The sequence below is a fragment of the Thiomicrolovo immobilis genome, from assembly GCF_039645955.1.
Lineage (GTDB): Bacteria > Campylobacterota > Campylobacteria > Campylobacterales > Sulfurimonadaceae > Thiomicrolovo > Thiomicrolovo diazotrophicus.
Genome location: NZ_CP147916.1, coordinates 533,012 through 548,463 on the forward strand (window position 1 = coordinate 533,012; position 15,452 = coordinate 548,463).

The following is a 15,452-nucleotide window of genomic DNA, read 5'->3' on the forward strand; positions in this document are numbered from 1 at the left end:
GATGGCGGCAAAAACGAAGCGACAGTCGTTCAAGAAGGCGCTGCTTCAGAAGCTGGGTCTCTGGCTCCTCCCGCCGATCGGCGCCCTGCTGATCCGTGTTATCTATCATACCTCCAAAAAACAGTTCAACCTTCCGAAGCATGTGCCGGAGGACCCCGTCATTTTCGCCTTTTGGCACGGGGACCTGCTGCTGATGCCCTACCTCTACTACCGTTTCCGCAAGATCCCCAATGCCAACGTCATGATCTCGGACCATTTTGACGGCCGAATTATCGCGCGGGTGATGCGCTTTTTCCGCCTGGGCACCATCCACGGATCTTCCAACCGCAAGGCCGCGAAGGTGCTGATCGCGGCGATGCGCACCCTCAAAGCGGGGACGGATATCGGCATCACCCCCGACGGCCCCCGAGGACCGCGCTATGAAGTAGCGGACGGGATCGTCGCCATGGCGCAGAAGACCGGGGCGAAGGTCATTGTCTTCAACTGCGTGCCGAGCCGCTGCTGGCGTCTGAAGAGCTGGGACCGCTTCGTCGTTCCGAAACCTTTCGGCCGGTTGGCGTTCTACGCCTCCGAGCCGATCGATCTGAATGGGCTGGAACTGGACGCGGCCAAAGACGTGGTAAAATCGAAACTGATGGAACACGCACTGGAGTAGAAAAAATGACCAAAGCCGACCTCGTCCAAAACCGACTCGACTTTCTTGACTATCTGTTGGATATCCGGGGTTATTCGGATCTGACGGTCAAGAGTTACGACGAGGCGCTCCGGGAGGCCCTCCCCCGGGTCGAAGTGGCGGATGAGTCAGGCATCTCGGTCGTCGACCTGATGCCCTACCGGCTGATGATCGCTTCGCAAAAGCCCAGGACGATCGCGAAGAAACTCAGCGCCTGGCGCAGTTACGTCGCCTACCTGAAAAAACAGGGGCAGGCGGTGGAACTCCGCGCGGACGAAAGCATCAAAGTCCCCAAAACTCTTCCCAAACCTGTCTCTCACTCGCATATCATGGAAGCCCTCGCGGTTGCCGAACCGGAGGAACGGCTGGTGGTGGTCCTGCTCTATACCCTCGGGCTGCGCCTTTCGGAACTGCACGGCTTAAGCCTCGACCAGATCGGCCGGGAGTGGGTGCGCATTCGCGGAAAGGGAGACAAGGTCCGCGATGTTCCGCTGCCGCCTGCCGCCTCTGAGGCGATAACGGCCCACCGGCAAACGTGTGCTCCACGAACTTTCCTTTGCGAGTGTAACGGTAGGCGTTTAAGCGAAAATAGTTTAAGATATCTCGTTAACAGGGCCTTTGCGCGGGTCGGCCTGAAGGTGACACCGCATCAGCTCCGTCATGCCTATGCGACCGAACTGCTCAATCATGATGCCCGGATCGCCGACGTGAGCGAACTGCTGGGCCATGCGTCGATGGCAACGACGCAGATCTATACGAAACTGGGCAGTGCCCTAAAAATGAAGCATTACCGGATCGCCCATCCGCTGTGCAAGGAGACCGATGGCATTGGCTGATTTTCTCGCCCGCTTTTATGACAAGGTCTTCATCGGCCTCTATGCGCATAACGACACGCTGCAGATCGGTGTCATGACGCAGACGAGACGCGGAGAGGTTCAGGTGCGGCAGCGGGTATTCTTCGCCGGCCTGGACGAAGAGGCAATCGCCTTTTTGCAAGAAGCGGTTGATCGTACGCCCTATAACTACATCGCCGTACTGACCGATCATGAACGGTGCGGTGCTTTGCCGACCTGTTCACTCTCCAAGGCGAAGGAGATGGCTCCGATCGTCGAGCGGAGCCGGACGCTCTGTATCGATGAAGAGTGGATGAACTACTGCGACGAAGAGGTGCTTTACGGTATCCAGGCGGGATATGCGGATCTGGCACCCGATGCCATTTACACTCCCTTTGCCGTGCTGCATGCCTATTTCGAATCGACAATGGCGGGTGCGCATGCGCTTTATGTGCTGATTACGCCCGGGGGGATGAGCCTTGCGGTTGTCAAAGAGAGCCATTTGCGTTTCGCGGAGCAGTATCGCTGTGACGGGAACGGTTCCGCGGCGCCGATGGTGGAGAAAATCACGACGACGCTTGATACCTACTATGGCAAACCGTGCTGCCGCGGAGAATTTGTCGAGGCCGTTTATATCCTCGACGCCACTGGGTCGGGAGAGGAACTTGCAGCGGCCTTGGAAGAGACGTTGCTGGTCGAGGCGCAGAACCGCATGGTCGATGCCGCCGCGCTTTGCGCACAAACGTGTATGAAGGAGAACGGCTATGGATTATAGTTTTATTGATCAGGCGGTCAAAAGCCCCTTTACAGCCGCTGTCCGCCGGGTGTGGGTCGGCGGGGCTATCCTGGTCGCTCTCCTGTTGGCGGCATCGGCTTCCTTACACCTGATGAACGGGGAGCTGCGCACTGCAGCGCAGAAAGAGCAGCATGCCCAGGGGACGATCCTGTTGCAGACGGCGCAGCTGCAGGCCCAGCAGGCGCAGTTCACGAAGAAAAAGGTGGTGTGGCAGCAGATCGTGGCCATGGACAAGCTCCTGGCGGATCAGCTCTATGATCTGCTCGACCGCATTCCCGACGACGCCGTGCTGTCGCGTTTCGCGTATGATGAGAAGCAGATCCTTTTTGAAGGGACATGCCGCCGTTTCGACGCACTGAAGGCGGACCTCGAGCGGGGGCTTTCGGGACGCTATGTTCTGGCCTCCGCCTCGGAGAGATCCGGTAGGTTTACTCTCCGGTTCAACGTGACGGGAGGGTTGCAGTGATGCTGAGACGCCAGAGTACGAGCTTTGAACTGACCCTTTCGCTTTTCGCGGTCATTTTCCTGATCCTCGGCGTGACGATAGGTGTGCTGATCCCGGAGACGAAAGCTTACCTGCAACTCCAGGATGACGTCCAGCGTGCGGTGGAGCACAGCGACAGGCTTCAGATGGAATATGACCGCCTTTATGAAGCAAAAGAGCAACTGGCCGCGGAAGATACCCGGCTTTCGGAGCGTTTCGAGAACAGTATTGATGCTACACAGCTTCAGGCGTGGGTTGCAACGGTACTGGGCGATGCCACGGTGAGCGTAACGGCAACGGATGGAGGGTTTGAGATCGCGGCGCGGGTGAAAACCCCGATGGCATTTTATACGCTGATCGGCAGCCTCGATACGGCACCATGGGTTTTGAAGGTCGGGCCTTCTGTTTCCATGCAGGCCGACCGCGGGGCGGTACGGGTCACGTTCGCGCTTCGCCCTTTGCCGCATCCAGCGCGCTCTTCACGGCGTTAAAGTACGCCTTGTTCGCACAGAGATAGGGGCGGACGCTCGCGCCGATCCCCAGCACTCTGCACTCCTCACGGAAGGCTTTCGGCATCGTTCGCGCTGTCAGCGGCGTCACCAAGGTACATTGCGGTGTGATGCTCAGTGCGTAACGGCGCCCGATGAGCAGATCGTTTTCGGTTATCATCCGCTCTTTTTCCCCCTGGCGGAGCAGGTACCCCCTCTGCTTCAACCAACGGTCGACGGCGCGCATCAGCGCCGTACGTTCCTGCCGACCGGTATACATCAGTAACTCCGTCTCGATGGCAGGAAGGGGCAGCGGCGGCAGGGCCGCTGCATCGCGGCTGAGAAACTCCAGCGAGTTTTGAATTCCGCTGCGGTATTGCTCCAGCAGCGGTCCCGCATACTGTTCCCGGAAGCGGTTGCGTTTATAGCGCGGGTCACCGTTGGAATTGTCTTGATAGTAGCGGTAGCCTTGCGTGTCCAGCCAGGATCGCAGGTCGTTTTTTGTGCTACTTAGTAAAGGGCGGACTAGCCGGTATCCCTTACGCTGTGTGACCGGGGCCATCCCCAGCAGCTCGGGCAGCCCGGCCCCCTTGCACAACTGCATCAGCAGCCACTCCAGCCGGTCATCGAGCTGGTGTGCCGTCAGCAGGACGTCATAACCGTACGCCTCCATCAAAGTGTCAAAGAAACCGTACCGGATGCGGCGGGCCTCCGCCTCGAAGTTTTCGGAGATCTCACCGCAGTCGTGAACGTAGCACTGTTTGCCGTACTGTGCGGCGAGTGCGCGGGCATGGTCGGCCTCTGCATCGCTCTGTTCGCGGGTATGGTAGTTGACGTGGGCGATATCGAAGGGGATCTTTTCGTGCAGCAGCAGGTAAAACAGGGCGGTGGAGTCAATGCCGGCGGAGAACGCCAGCAGGTTTTTTCCCTTCGCTAGGAGCGGAAGGGTTTTGGCCTCAAGCATGGCCCGTAACGGTCGCCGTCAGTGTCCCTCCGACGAGTTCGGTAATCTTGGCGCGGTAGGGGACACCGAAGGAGAGCTCTTCGTCGAGGGCGTTGTCGTTGACGTAGATCTCGCCGTCGATCTCGGGGGCCCAGCGCAGGTCGCGAGCACTAAGGAGGTATTCGTGCTCGTCGCTTTCGCCGTCGATAACAAGGGTGATCTCGCGGCCGACCATCTCCTGGAGGGAGGCGAGCTTCGCCTCTTCGGCGATGGCGCCCAGGATCTCGGCGCGTTCCGCAATGATCTCCGGGGCGACCTTGTCCGTACGCTCAAAAGCGCTTGTCCCCTCTTCGTCGGAGTAGGCGAAGACGTTGATACGGTCAAAACCGAAATCACGGGCGTAGTCGCACATTGTCTTGAAGCTTTCCTCTGTTTCGCCGGGATGGCCGACGATGAAGCTGGTGCGTACGAAACTCTCTGGAAGCCGGCGCATGTAATCGAGCAGCTTCCCCGTCTGCTCCCGGCCGGCACCGCGTTTCATGATCTTAAGCATGGCGTCGTCGATATGCTGGATCGGCATATCGAAGTAGTTATGGAAGGTCTTTGACTTCGCGATCGTCTCCAGTAGCTTCATCGATGTCGTCGTGGGATAGAGGTAGAGGATACGTGCGCTTCTGACCCCCTCGATCAGCTCGATGCGCTTGATGAGGTGGACAAGCCCGTCCTTGAAACCCTGATCACGCAGGAAGGAACTGGAATCCTGGGAGATGAAACTGAAGTCGAAGTACCCCTTCTTCACTAGCCCCTCGACTTCGGCGGCGATGCTCTCCAGTGTACGGGAGTGGAGCTTGCCCTTAAAAGAGGGAATCGCGCAGAAAGAGCAGCTCTGGTTACACCCCTCTGAGAGTTTAACGTAGGCGTGGTAAGTCGAGCCGGTGACAACGCGCTCGGCGCCGTCGATGAGGTAGACTTCGTCGCTGAAGCGGCTCTGCTTTGCCGCCAGAAGCTCGTCGATCTTGTCATAGTCGCCGACGCCGGTGAAGATGTCGACTTCGCTGAGCTCTTTGCTCAGCTCCTCTTTGTAGCGTTCGCTGAGGCAGCCGGCCATGACGAGTACCGAATCCTCTTTACGGCCGGCATCGAGGCTCAGGACCGTATTGAGGGACTCCTCCTTTGCCGCATCGATGAAGCCGCAGGTGTTGACGATGATGACGTCGGCGTCTTCGCTCTGCTGGGTCAGCTCATATGATTGTAGCCGTCCCATCATGACTTCGGTGTCGACAAGATTCTTGGTGCATCCCAACGAGACGATATGCAGTTTTTTTGTACTCATGCTTTGCCTGTGAGAGGGCACAGCGGTTTTCCCCGTACCCTTTATTATAATTACGCAATTATAGCGAAAGGAGACGCGTGGAGTTTGATGTAGCCATTCTCGGCGGCGGCGCGGCGGGTCTGATGGCCGCGGCACGCCTGAGCGAACGGGGCGGTCTCTCCGTCTGTGTCATTGAGGGCAATGCGAAACCCGGGGCGAAAATCCGTATCAGCGGGGGCGGGAAGTGCAACCTCACCAATGTCTCGGTCTCTGAACACAACTATCTCGGGGATGAGACACTGGTAAGGAGCATCCTAAAACGCTTTGACGGGCATGCATTGTTGAAATGGGTGAGGATGCGGGGGTGTGAGCCGGTTGTCCGTAAAAAGCGCTATTATTTCTGCCCCCGCAGCGCACAGGAGATGATCGATGCCCTGGTGAAATCTGCTGCCGGGACCCGTTTTTTTCTTGCTGAGAGGATCGAGGGTGTCCGAAAAGAGCGGGGAGGCTTCCTTGTCACGACTGACAAGCGGATACTGAACGCGCGCAACGTCATTGTCGCGACGGGCGGTGTGAGCTACGCCTCCGTCGGGGCGACGGATGTCGGCCTGAAGATTGCGGAAAGCTTCGGGATCGAAACGGTGCCGTTCCGTCCGGCACTGGCGGGGATGACCCTGCAAAAAGAGCAGTTCTGGATGAAAGCGTTGACCGGAATCAGTTTTCCGGTCACGATAAGCGTGGGAGAGAAGCGTCTGCGCGAAGATATGCTCTTCGCCCATCGCGGTATCAGCGGTCCCTCCGTTTTGTCCGCGTCGCTTTACTGGGAGAAGGGGACGCTCTCGATCGATTTTCTTGATGGCCGGTCAGTCGAAAGCCTGCTGAAAAGGGAAGGCAACAAAAAGATCGCCACCGCCTTGCCCCTGCCTAAACGTTTTGTCACACAGTTCCTCGCCGTACTGGGGGTGGATGATAAGCCCTGCAGCAGCGTGACCCGGGAAGAAAAAACGGCGCTGCAGGCTTTTAACACCTATACGTTCGCTCCGGCAGGAACCTTCGGTTTTACGAAAGCGGAAGTAAGCAAAGGAGGGATCGCTTGCGGAGCGCTCCAGCCCTTCTCGTGCGAGAGCAGGGCGGTGAGGGGGCTCTACTTTGTCGGGGAGGTCGTTGATGTGACGGGAGAACTCGGCGGCTACAACTTCCAGTGGGCCTTCGCCAGCGGTCGGTGTGCGGCGGATCACATCGCGGCGGTTTAAAGTTGCGTTAAAATCGCAGTGGGTATAATCAGGGAAACACAGCAGGTGTTATACTGTAGTAAAAGGTGTACTATGCTTAAAAAAATCATGCTGCCGGCGTTATTGGTTATGGGAATGAATGCCTATGCCGAGGACGCAAAAGGTCTTCTCGGTGTGGAAGTCGGTTATATTAATACGAAGTACAACACGCCGGGTACCGCGGGGACGCAAACAAGTCAAGTGGGTATGGTGTCGGGCGGTCTTAAACTGGGGGCGGAGAGCCGCCACTATCGCGTATTTATCGACAGCAGTTTCTGGTATGCGGATGACCAGTACAAGAAAGCCGGAAAGGTCGGCGGGTCGCTGCAGTATCTTCTGCCGATCGGGGATGTGTTCAATATTTTCATGGGTCTCAACGGCGGTGTGATCAACTCTGCGGGTGATACGGACGTTGATCCCTACTACGGTGGTGACCTTGGTTTCAACCTTAACCTGAGCGACAGCTTTGGTATCGAAGTGGGCGGACGCTTTTGTGATGTGGCGAACTCGAACAAAGATAAGGTTATTACAGACTTTGTACAGGGATACGTCTCTGCAATCTTCAAATTCGACAGCGATTATTAATGCGCTGTCAGTGCAGCGGTAGCTCCGCTGCACTGCATCTACAAGCATTTTTTCATAATGCGACGGTTTCCTCCTCTGTCTCAGAGGAATAGTAACAAGCTATCGAGACCGTACTTTCCATCACGATTCAGGAACATAGAATGATTCGAAAAAGCGCTTTGGGGCTTTTACTCGCTGTCGGTCCGTATATCATGGCCAAAGAGAACAGCTTCTCCTCCATTTTTGGTGTGGAAGCAGGTTATATTGATACGAACTATAATGCTCCCGGGTCGGCGGGGGGCGTGTCCGAAAACGTTTCAACAGGGTATGTTGGTTTGAAGCTGGGCGGCGAGGAGGGTGCCGTCCGATTTCTGCTCGATGGAGCTATCTGGCACACTGACGATTACAACTACGCCGGACGTATCGGCGGATCACTGCAGTACGTCTACCGTATGGCCAAAACATTCGATCTCTTTTTCGGTGCGGCCTTCGGGGGTGCGAATTCCGTTGGGCGGACGAACGTCAACCTCTATTACGGCGCGGAAGGCGGGCTTGATGTGGCTCTTTCTGGCGGATGGTGGCTGCAGGCAGGCGGACGGTATGGCGATGTCGACGAAGGGAGCGATGATCAATGTATCCGTGACTTTTCTCAACTCTTTCTGGCCGTCATCTATAAGTTCGGAGAGAGGCAATAGATGCTCCGTTGCAATGAAATGCCAAAGGGATACTTCCGATGATCGAAACGCCGTATGTAAGTGTCGACGGCATCGTTGAGCTCTTTGACAGTGAGGGGCGTTTTGTCGGCATTGTGCTGATATCGCGGAAAAACCCACCTTATGGTTGGGCTCTCCCCGGCGGATTCGTCGATATCGGTGAAACGGTCGAACAGGCGGTGTGCCGCGAGATGCATGAAGAGATCAGCCTGGAGGTGCAGGTGGATCGGCTGCTGGGGGTCTATTCGGATCCCGCCCGCGATCCGCGTTTTCATACGGTATCGGCCGTTTTCGTCTGCAGGGCAACGGGGGTGCCGCGAGCGGCTGACGATGCGAAAGAGGTTCGGGTCGTATCCCGGGATGAAGCGCACGCATTGCCGCTGGTCTTTGATCATCAGCGCATCATGGAAGACTACCTCTCAGGGAAGCAGTGCGTGACCGACTGAGCCGTCGCCATCGATGCCTCAGAAAGGAGTGGCTATAATGGCGTAATTTTTTTCAAGGCGATAGCGATGTTGACATTTAGTGACCTGCTGCTCAAACTGCAGCAATTTTGGAAAGAACAAGGCTGTAATATCGTGCAACCCTACGATATCCCGGCCGGCGCGGGGACCTTCCACCCCGCGACTTTCCTCCGTTCGCTTGATTCGACGCCGTGGTCGGTGGCTTATGTCGCCCCCAGCCGCCGTCCGACGGACGGGCGCTACGGCGAGAATCCCAACCGCCTGGGAAGCTACTACCAGTTTCAGGCCCTGATCAAGCCGAGCCCGGACAATATCCAGGAACTTTATCTCAAAAGCCTGGAGTACCTTGGACTGAATCTCCAAGAGCACGACATCCGTTTCGTCGAGGATAACTGGGAATCTCCGACACTCGGGGCCTGGGGCCTTGGCTGGGAAGTCTGGCTCAACGGGATGGAGGTGACGCAGTTTACTTACTTCCAGCAGGTCGGCGGTGTCGCCTGCGACCCCGTCGCCGTCGAGATTACCTACGGCACGGAGCGCCTGGCGATGTATCTTCAGGGCGTCGATACGGTCTTTGACATCGTCTGGAACGAAAACGAATTCGGCAAAACACTCTACCGCGATATCCACAAAGAGGGGGAGATCGAGTTCTCCAAGTACAACTTCGAAGTGGCGGACACGGCGATGCTCTTTGCCGACTTCGATGCGAAGGCTGCGGAGTGCAAGCGTGCCCTCGATGCGGAACTTCCCCTGCCGGCCTACGACCTCTGTATGGCGGCAAGCCACACCTTCAACACACTCGACGCACGCAAGGCGATCTCCCAGACCGAACGCGCCAACTACATCCTCAAGATCCGTGAACTGGCCAAGGGGTGCGCGGAGCTCTACAAAGCCCAGGAAGCTGAGCGGCTGGCACGCGTAAAGGCGTAACCCCTCTTTCATGAAACTCATCGGCCAGATCGAGAAGATCTTCTACGAGGACGAGGGGTTCTTTGTCGGCGTACTCGGGACGGGCGAAAAGATCAGCGGCCACTATTTCGAGAGCAGTGTCGCCAGCATCGAAAACGCAGCCGTAACCCTTGAGGGCGAATACGTCGAGCATCCCAAATACGGCCGTACCTTCAAATTCCATACCCTCAACGTCAACCAGCATGAACTTTTTTTCTTTCTCAACCGTGTCGTGAAGGGATTCCCAAAGAAGGTGACCGCGGAGCTGATCGAGCGCTTCGGCGAAGAGGGCCTCATTGACATCCTCGACAACGATATCGAAAAACTGACGGAGTTTGCGGGGATAAAACAGAAGCGGTTGGAACGGATCCAGGGGCGCTGGAAGCAGTTCCGTTCCATGCGGGAATTGGGGAGCCTTCTGGCCCCCTACGACGTGACCCCCGCCATGTTGACGACGATTGCCGGGGCGATGAAAGAGGTTAAGGACCCTGTTGCGGCAATCCGGAAGAATCCCTATGTTCTGACGAATGTGGAGGGAATCGGGTTTAGGCGCGCCGATGAGCTGGCACTGAAAATGGGGGTGCCCAAAGTGGATGAACGGCGTCTCGCCTGCGCCATGGAGTATGCGATCGCGCAGCGCTGCGAACGTGAAGGCAATAGCTGCCTGGGCAAAGCAGAGCTGTTCGCGGAGCTGGATACCCTGCTACAGGAGGGTGCCGTGTCGCAGCGTTATGAAGCTGTGTTGGCGGAGCATATCGCGGAGGAGTCGATCCGCCCGTTGAGCGGGGAGCTGCTCGCACCTGTCCGGTTGTACGAGGCCGAACGCTTCATTTATGAGGAGTTCCGTCGCCGTTTGAAACGGCGCGACGAACCTTTAACGCGGGATCTCGAGGCTTTTCTGGCGAAGGCGTCCTTTACGCCGGGGGCGGAGCAGCGCGAAGCGCTCGAGACGCTTAATGGGGGAACGCGGCTGCTCTGTCTGGTAGGGTATGCCGGGACGGGGAAGAGTACGACGGCGAAGCTGCTGCTGGACCTCCTGGCACTGCGGCATGGACGTGAACAGGTGATCACCTGTGCGCTCAGCGGGATTGCGTCGCAGCGCATCGGAGAGGTGAGCGGGTATGAGAGTGCGACGATTCAGAGCCTGTTGGTGCGCTTCGAAGAGCGCGACTATATGCCCTACAAGGTCGTCCTCATAGATGAAGCCTCCATGATCAACGCGCCGCTTTTCGCCCGGCTGCTCAGCAAGTGCCACCGCGATGCGACGCTCATCATTGTCGGCGACGACGCACAGCTCCCGCCGATCGGTGCGGGGGATGTGCTGGGTGACATCATCCGTTTCAAACTGATGCCGGTGGTGACGTTGACGAAGATCTACCGCCAAAGCGAGACACAGGCGATCCCGGCCATCGCCGATGCCGTGCGACACAGCGAGATCCCCGCACTTTTCGGTGAGTACGACGACTTCCGTTTCCTGCCGATCGCTTCGCGGGAGTTTCCCGACCGTGAGGCGCATGCCGGTGCGGTGCTGGCTGCCCTGGCGGAAGCGGCGGTGGGCATGATCCCGGTCTGCCGCGAACACCTAAAAGCCAAAGAGCTCTATCCCTATCTGACGGCTTTCCAGGTGATCAGCCCGATGAAGGGCGGGACCCTCGGCACCGAAAACCTCAACCGGGTGCTGCAGGGTTACTTCAACCCCTCTCCCCGCCAGACGGTTCAGCGGGGCGACAGACGGTTTGCACTGATGGATAAGGTCGTTCACACGAAAAACGACAATATGCCCGCCTGGAGCCAGGAGGGGTACAAAGCGGAAGCCCCTTCGGAGAAGCACCGTATTTTCAACGGGATGCTGGGGCTGCTGTTCCGGATCGACGAGGAGGCGGAGCAGGTCTACGTCGTCTATCCTCTGGAGGAGATGGTCGTCTGCTACGACTACACACAACTCACCTCCCATCTGATGCTTGCCTACGCCCTGACCGTGCACAAAGTCCAGGGAATGGAGTACGGCACTGTCGCGATGCCGCTGACCTTCAGTCACTATGCGATGCTGGACCGGAAACTGCTCTATACGGCGATCACCCGTGCGAAAGAGCACTGCTTGATCGTCGGTGAGACGGACGGGTTTGCACGTGCCCTGCTTCGGGGGGAAACCGTATCGCGCCGAACGGTGCTGCAGTATCTGGCAGACGTGCAATAGAAGATTCGGGGTTCAGCGCAATGCATTAGGCTGACCGAAACTGCAGAATGTGCGGGTGGGGACTATTCGCCGATGCCTTTGAAATAGTGCCGGGCGTCGGGCAGACTTTTACGGGGAATCTGCACAAGCAAGGGGCTCTTTGCCGGGTCGAGCCAGCGGATGATCGTTGCGAGCGCCTCTGCCGGCATCGACGTGCATCCGGCCGTACCGGCACCGGCGCCTCTTTCGATATGCAAAAAGATACAGGAGCCGCGTCCGGCTTCGGCTCCCCTGTTGTGTTCGACAACGACCCCCTGCCGGTAAAGCCCGTCCTCCCTCCGCATCCACTCAAAACTTCCGAAGGCGTGTCCCGGCCGAACGCGGATAATGCGGTTATAGGCTTCTGCGCGGCTGTCGTCGACGCAAACGAGGTCCGGCGTGGCCCGGAGGTAGGGCATGGCTGACGCGGTTTTGTCGGCATAGCCGAAGACCGGACCCAGGGCAAAGATGCCCGCGGGTGCCCGACCGTCCCCTTCATGTTTGACCGGGTCGGAGGGGGCGTGGGGCAGCGCTATGGACCCGATACCCCAGCCGAGTCCGTTTCGACCGAGGTTGACAGGAACCCTTTCGCCGACCGGTTCCCATCCGCTGGAAACAGCGGTGTAACGCTGCAGGAGTGCAGTGGAACGGTTCATGTCTTCCGCCACGACAAGCAGAAGCTGGTCGTGCGCGTAAACTGTCACACTTATCACATAAGAAAACAGATAAATCATATTTGCAAAACGTAACATCTCGTGGTACACTTACCTCATAACGATAAAATGGTGATTACATCATAACATAGACGGCAGGGACGCAGATGAATTTGAGTGTCAGAAAAGCGACGGAAAATGACGCTGATATCGTAGCAGACGCTATGCTTACAAGCTCGAGGGCCGGGAAGAAGATCGGTATTTTTGACCTGATTTTCGAAACGTCGGATAACGGGGCTTTGAAAGAGCATCTGCGTGCTTTGGCGCTGTCTACAACCAAAAGCTACTGCCATTACAGCAATTTTCTTCTTGCGGTGTCCGGCGGTGCCGTGGCCGGAACGATCTGCGGGTATGAACCCCGGGTGGCGACCCATGACGTCTTTACGAAAGCATTGGCCGAATTGGGCGTCGATGAAGGCTACCAGGAACGGATCGCTACTTTTCTGCTGGTCAAACCGGAGATTGACCGCCAGACCTGGGTCGTGGATTTTATGACAGTGAATGAGGGGTACAACCCCCTTACCGTCTTTGCGGAGTTGATCAAAAAGAGCCTGCTCTCCGCGCGATTGAAAGGTTACCGGAAGGCACAAACGATGGTGGAAATAGGCTCTTCGGACGCGCAGATCCTTTATGAAAAGCTTGGCTTCGAAGTGATGGACGAGAAGCGAAGCGAGCTTTACGACGATCAGTTCGGGCGGGCCGGTATCAAACGACTGCAGATGGCCCTGTGACCTACACGCCTGATATTTTTTCACTGCTGCCGCCTGGTGCGGCAATCGTGTTGGCTCTGCTGACACGGCAGGTGCTGCTCTCCCTGGCGGTCGGCACCCTGGCCGGGGTTCTGGTCTATACCCATTTCGATCCGGCAGCGGCTGTCATCGAAATAGGAGCGCTTTTTGCCGGGCTCTTTACGACGCCGTGGATATTAAAGACCCTCGGATTCGCCGTTTTGGTGGGATCGGTCATGGAGCTTGTGCGGCGATCGGGCGGGATTGACGGGTTCGTCCATCTGCTACAGGAGCGTTACAAGATGCTCCGTTCTCGGCGCGGCGCGCTGCTGCTGGTCTACGTGACAGGGCTTGTTATTTTCATTGAATCCTCCATTACCTCTTTGATCGCCGGTGCCATCGGCAGACCCCTGGCGGGGCGTTTCGGGTTCAGCCGCGAAAAACTGGCCTACGTTTGCGACTCCACGGCGGCACCAGTCTGTTCCCTGCTCGTTATCAACGGCTGGGGGGCGCTGTTGCTGGGGCTGATTACGACGCAGATCGCCGCGGGCTATCTCTACGGGGATGCGGTCAATATCCTTGTCCATTCTGTGGTGTTCAACTTCTACGCCATGATTGCACTCGTGCTAACCTTTTCGGTGATCTGGTTTGAGTGGGATATCGGGCCGATGCGACGCTGCAGTGCAGAGCATGGGCCCTATGAACAGGAGGGACGGCACGGTGATGCTTCCTTGATGATCGTTCCGTTGCTGCTGATGGTGGCAGGGGTTTTCCTTTTCTTATGGATTTCCGGCGGCGGCGATCTGCTCAAAGGAAGCGGAAGCAGTGCCGTTTTCTATACGATGCTGTTGACGTTGGGAGGGATCGCGATGCAATACCGTCTGAAACAGGCTATATCGTGGCAGGAGTACTGGGACGCAGCCGTCAGCGGAGCGCGTGCACTGATCCCGATCGCCGCGATCTTGCTATTTGCTTTCGCGATCGGGAAGGTGATCGATCTGGTCGGGACCGGAAGCTACCTTGCAGGTTTCCTGGAGGAGGGGATGGCCCATGCCTGGCTTCCCGCTGCCGTCTTCGTACTGGCCTCGATCATGGCGTTTGCGACGGGGACAAGCTGGGGAACTTTCAGCGTGATGCTGCCCATTGCCGTGGTAATGGGGGCCGCGGGGGAGAGCTATATGCCGCTGCTGATCGGTGCCGTGATCTCCGGCGGGGTGTTCGGGGACCACTGTTCTCCTATTTCCGATACGACGATCATCTCTTCCCTCGCGGCGGGGTGTGATCACATCGACCATGTACGGACTCAATTGCCCTATGCACTGCTGGCCGGAGGCGCAGCGCTTCTGATGTTCCTGGCGGCAGGATACGGTATCGAAGGGCTTTAGGAGGAGAGGAGTTCGAAGCCTTCCGCTTTTTTGGCGGAGATGATGTTGAGCGAACCGAGCAAAGCCTCTTTTTTGCTGCTGAAGTAATGCTTTTTGGATGATTTTGAACAGTGAAGCCCGCAGTGGTGGATAACAAGATAATCGTTGAATAGCGTCGGGTAGAGGACGATCTTGTAGTAGGAGAGAGACCGGTTGTTTTTGCGTACCAGGGTCATTTTCCGCATTCCTGTTCGGTTTTGTTCATTGTAGCGGATTTGTTTTCAAAATGCAAAAAAACGGGGAAGAACACGGCAGGAGCCGACGCGGAGAAAAAGGATCTATTCGTTGTCGGGAGCAGCGGCAGCAGTGTGGAAGGCTCCGCTATCGATATAGTGCAGCAGGGCTTTTGGGTAGACAGGCGGGATGGAAACGGTGAGCTCGCCTTTGGGCCCCAGGAAGAGCAGGGTCGTTTCCGTCTGGGCTGCTGCTTCCAGCCACTCCCTCGGTACGCTGATGTAAAAGTTGTCGTAATAGAGCCCGTCACGGATTTGGGAGGTATAAGGGAAAACATCATGCTGCTTTCCGGCAGTATCGATGGCTTTTTTGAACCCGCCCCAGGCAGTTGCCCTGAGACTGAAAAGGAGGAGATAGCGCGTGGGAATGATGTCGGTCACTTCGCCCGCATCGTCCAGGGTGAGTTGGACGGTAAATGTCGTACTGATGGCCGCACGCTCTCCCAGAAAACGGGGGGAGGAGAGCCGGCTTGGCGGCACGATACTGACAAGGTTGCTTTCCGGATAGGAGACCTGCATGTGCTCAAGAAGATACGCTTCCGTCATGGGGTCGGGCACGGACTCCGGCAGCGGTTTTTTGGCACAGCCCGTAACAAGCAGGATAATAAGAAGCGGGAGTAACCGGATGAGCGTTCGTTGCATTGTCGACA

The 15,452-nt window shown here is 57.3% G+C and carries 18 protein-coding genes; 13 read left to right on the forward strand and 5 right to left on the reverse strand.

Annotated features, from left to right (window positions below; genetic code table 11):
• Position 1: 1 nt before the first annotated feature.
• Genes WCX72_RS02730 through WCX72_RS02750 form a run of 5 tightly spaced genes read left to right on the forward strand, consistent with a single transcriptional unit; the run spans position 2 to position 3,277 of the window.
• Positions 2–655, forward strand: a complete 654-nt coding sequence (locus WCX72_RS02730; RefSeq protein WP_345970740.1) for a lysophospholipid acyltransferase family protein — start codon at positions 2–4, stop codon at positions 653–655.
• A 5-nt stretch (positions 656–660) separates the two neighbouring features.
• Positions 661–1,509, forward strand: coding sequence for a tyrosine-type recombinase/integrase (locus WCX72_RS02735; RefSeq protein WP_345970741.1), 849 nt, complete (start codon positions 661–663; stop codon positions 1,507–1,509).
• A complete protein-coding gene (locus WCX72_RS02740) occupies positions 1,496–2,281 on the forward strand; it encodes a hypothetical protein (protein WP_345970742.1) in 786 nt (261 codons plus the stop codon). The genes WCX72_RS02735 and WCX72_RS02740 overlap by 14 nt, the downstream gene beginning before the upstream one ends.
• A complete protein-coding gene (locus tag WCX72_RS02745; protein WP_345970743.1) occupies positions 2,271–2,768 on the forward strand; it encodes a hypothetical protein in 498 nt (165 codons plus the stop codon). Before WCX72_RS02740 ends, WCX72_RS02745 begins: the two co-directional genes overlap by 11 nt.
• Positions 2,768–3,277 (forward strand): cell division protein ZapB, encoded by a 510-nt coding sequence (locus WCX72_RS02750; protein ID WP_345970744.1) that lies wholly within the window; start codon positions 2,768–2,770, stop codon positions 3,275–3,277. The genes WCX72_RS02745 and WCX72_RS02750 overlap by 1 nt, the downstream gene beginning before the upstream one ends.
• Here the strand turns inward: WCX72_RS02750 and tilS are convergent.
• Positions 3,225–4,238: a tRNA lysidine(34) synthetase TilS gene (gene tilS, locus WCX72_RS02755; RefSeq protein ID WP_345970745.1), complete on the reverse strand. Its 1,014-nt coding sequence runs from the start codon at positions 4,236–4,238 to the stop codon at positions 3,225–3,227. The two genes, WCX72_RS02750 and tilS, sit on opposite strands and share 53 nt — an antisense overlap.
• Entirely contained in the window at positions 4,231–5,550 is a 1,320-nt protein-coding gene (gene rimO / locus WCX72_RS02760; protein WP_345970746.1) for a 30S ribosomal protein S12 methylthiotransferase RimO, read from the reverse strand. Before rimO ends, tilS begins: the two co-directional genes overlap by 8 nt.
• A 77-nt stretch (positions 5,551–5,627) precedes the next feature.
• Here rimO and WCX72_RS02765 point away from each other — a divergent pair, with 77 nt between their 5' ends.
• From WCX72_RS02765 to WCX72_RS02790, 6 genes are all read left to right on the forward strand, one after another.
• Complete coding sequence (locus WCX72_RS02765; protein WP_345970747.1) at positions 5,628–6,782, forward strand: aminoacetone oxidase family FAD-binding enzyme; 1,155 nt, start codon at positions 5,628–5,630, stop codon at positions 6,780–6,782.
• Positions 6,783–6,854: 72 nt separating this feature from the next.
• Entirely contained in the window at positions 6,855–7,385 is a 531-nt protein-coding gene (locus tag WCX72_RS02770) for a hypothetical protein (protein WP_345970748.1), read from the forward strand.
• A gap of 140 nt (positions 7,386–7,525) precedes the next feature.
• Positions 7,526–8,059 (forward strand): hypothetical protein, encoded by a 534-nt coding sequence (locus tag WCX72_RS02775; protein WP_345970749.1) that lies wholly within the window; start codon positions 7,526–7,528, stop codon positions 8,057–8,059.
• A gap of 38 nt (positions 8,060–8,097) precedes the next feature.
• Entirely contained in the window at positions 8,098–8,523 is a 426-nt protein-coding gene (locus WCX72_RS02780; protein ID WP_345970751.1) for an NUDIX hydrolase, read from the forward strand.
• A gap of 66 nt (positions 8,524–8,589) precedes the next feature.
• Positions 8,590–9,471 (forward strand): glycine--tRNA ligase subunit alpha, encoded by an 882-nt coding sequence (gene glyQ / locus WCX72_RS02785; RefSeq protein WP_345970752.1) that lies wholly within the window; start codon positions 8,590–8,592, stop codon positions 9,469–9,471.
• A gap of 10 nt (positions 9,472–9,481) precedes the next feature.
• A complete protein-coding gene (locus tag WCX72_RS02790) occupies positions 9,482–11,686 on the forward strand; it encodes an AAA family ATPase (RefSeq protein WP_345970753.1) in 2,205 nt (734 codons plus the stop codon).
• A 62-nt stretch (positions 11,687–11,748) separates the two neighbouring features.
• On the opposite strand, the gene WCX72_RS02795 is transcribed toward WCX72_RS02790, so the two are convergent.
• On the reverse strand, positions 11,749–12,408 hold the full coding sequence (locus tag WCX72_RS02795; RefSeq protein ID WP_345970754.1) for a hypothetical protein: 660 nt from the start codon (positions 12,406–12,408) through the stop codon (positions 11,749–11,751).
• 173 nt (positions 12,409–12,581) lie between these two features.
• On the opposite strand from WCX72_RS02795, the gene WCX72_RS02800 reads away from it, so the two are divergent.
• Both WCX72_RS02800 and WCX72_RS02805 read left to right on the forward strand, forming a co-directional pair.
• On the forward strand, positions 12,582–13,148 hold the full coding sequence (locus WCX72_RS02800) for an acyl-CoA acyltransferase (RefSeq protein WP_345970755.1): 567 nt from the start codon (positions 12,582–12,584) through the stop codon (positions 13,146–13,148).
• On the forward strand, positions 13,145–14,530 hold the full coding sequence (locus WCX72_RS02805; protein ID WP_345970756.1) for a Na+/H+ antiporter NhaC family protein: 1,386 nt from the start codon (positions 13,145–13,147) through the stop codon (positions 14,528–14,530). Before WCX72_RS02800 ends, WCX72_RS02805 begins: the two co-directional genes overlap by 4 nt.
• On the opposite strand, the gene WCX72_RS02810 is transcribed toward WCX72_RS02805, so the two are convergent.
• A complete protein-coding gene (locus tag WCX72_RS02810) occupies positions 14,527–14,745 on the reverse strand; it encodes a hypothetical protein (RefSeq protein ID WP_231020326.1) in 219 nt (72 codons plus the stop codon). The genes WCX72_RS02805 and WCX72_RS02810 overlap by 4 nt on opposite strands.
• Before the next feature lie 102 nt (positions 14,746–14,847).
• The gene (locus tag WCX72_RS02815) at positions 14,848–15,444 is read right to left on the reverse strand and encodes a hypothetical protein (RefSeq protein WP_345970757.1); all 597 of its coding nucleotides are present in this window, start codon (positions 15,442–15,444) and stop codon (positions 14,848–14,850) included.
• Positions 15,445–15,452: the final 8 nt, after the last annotated feature.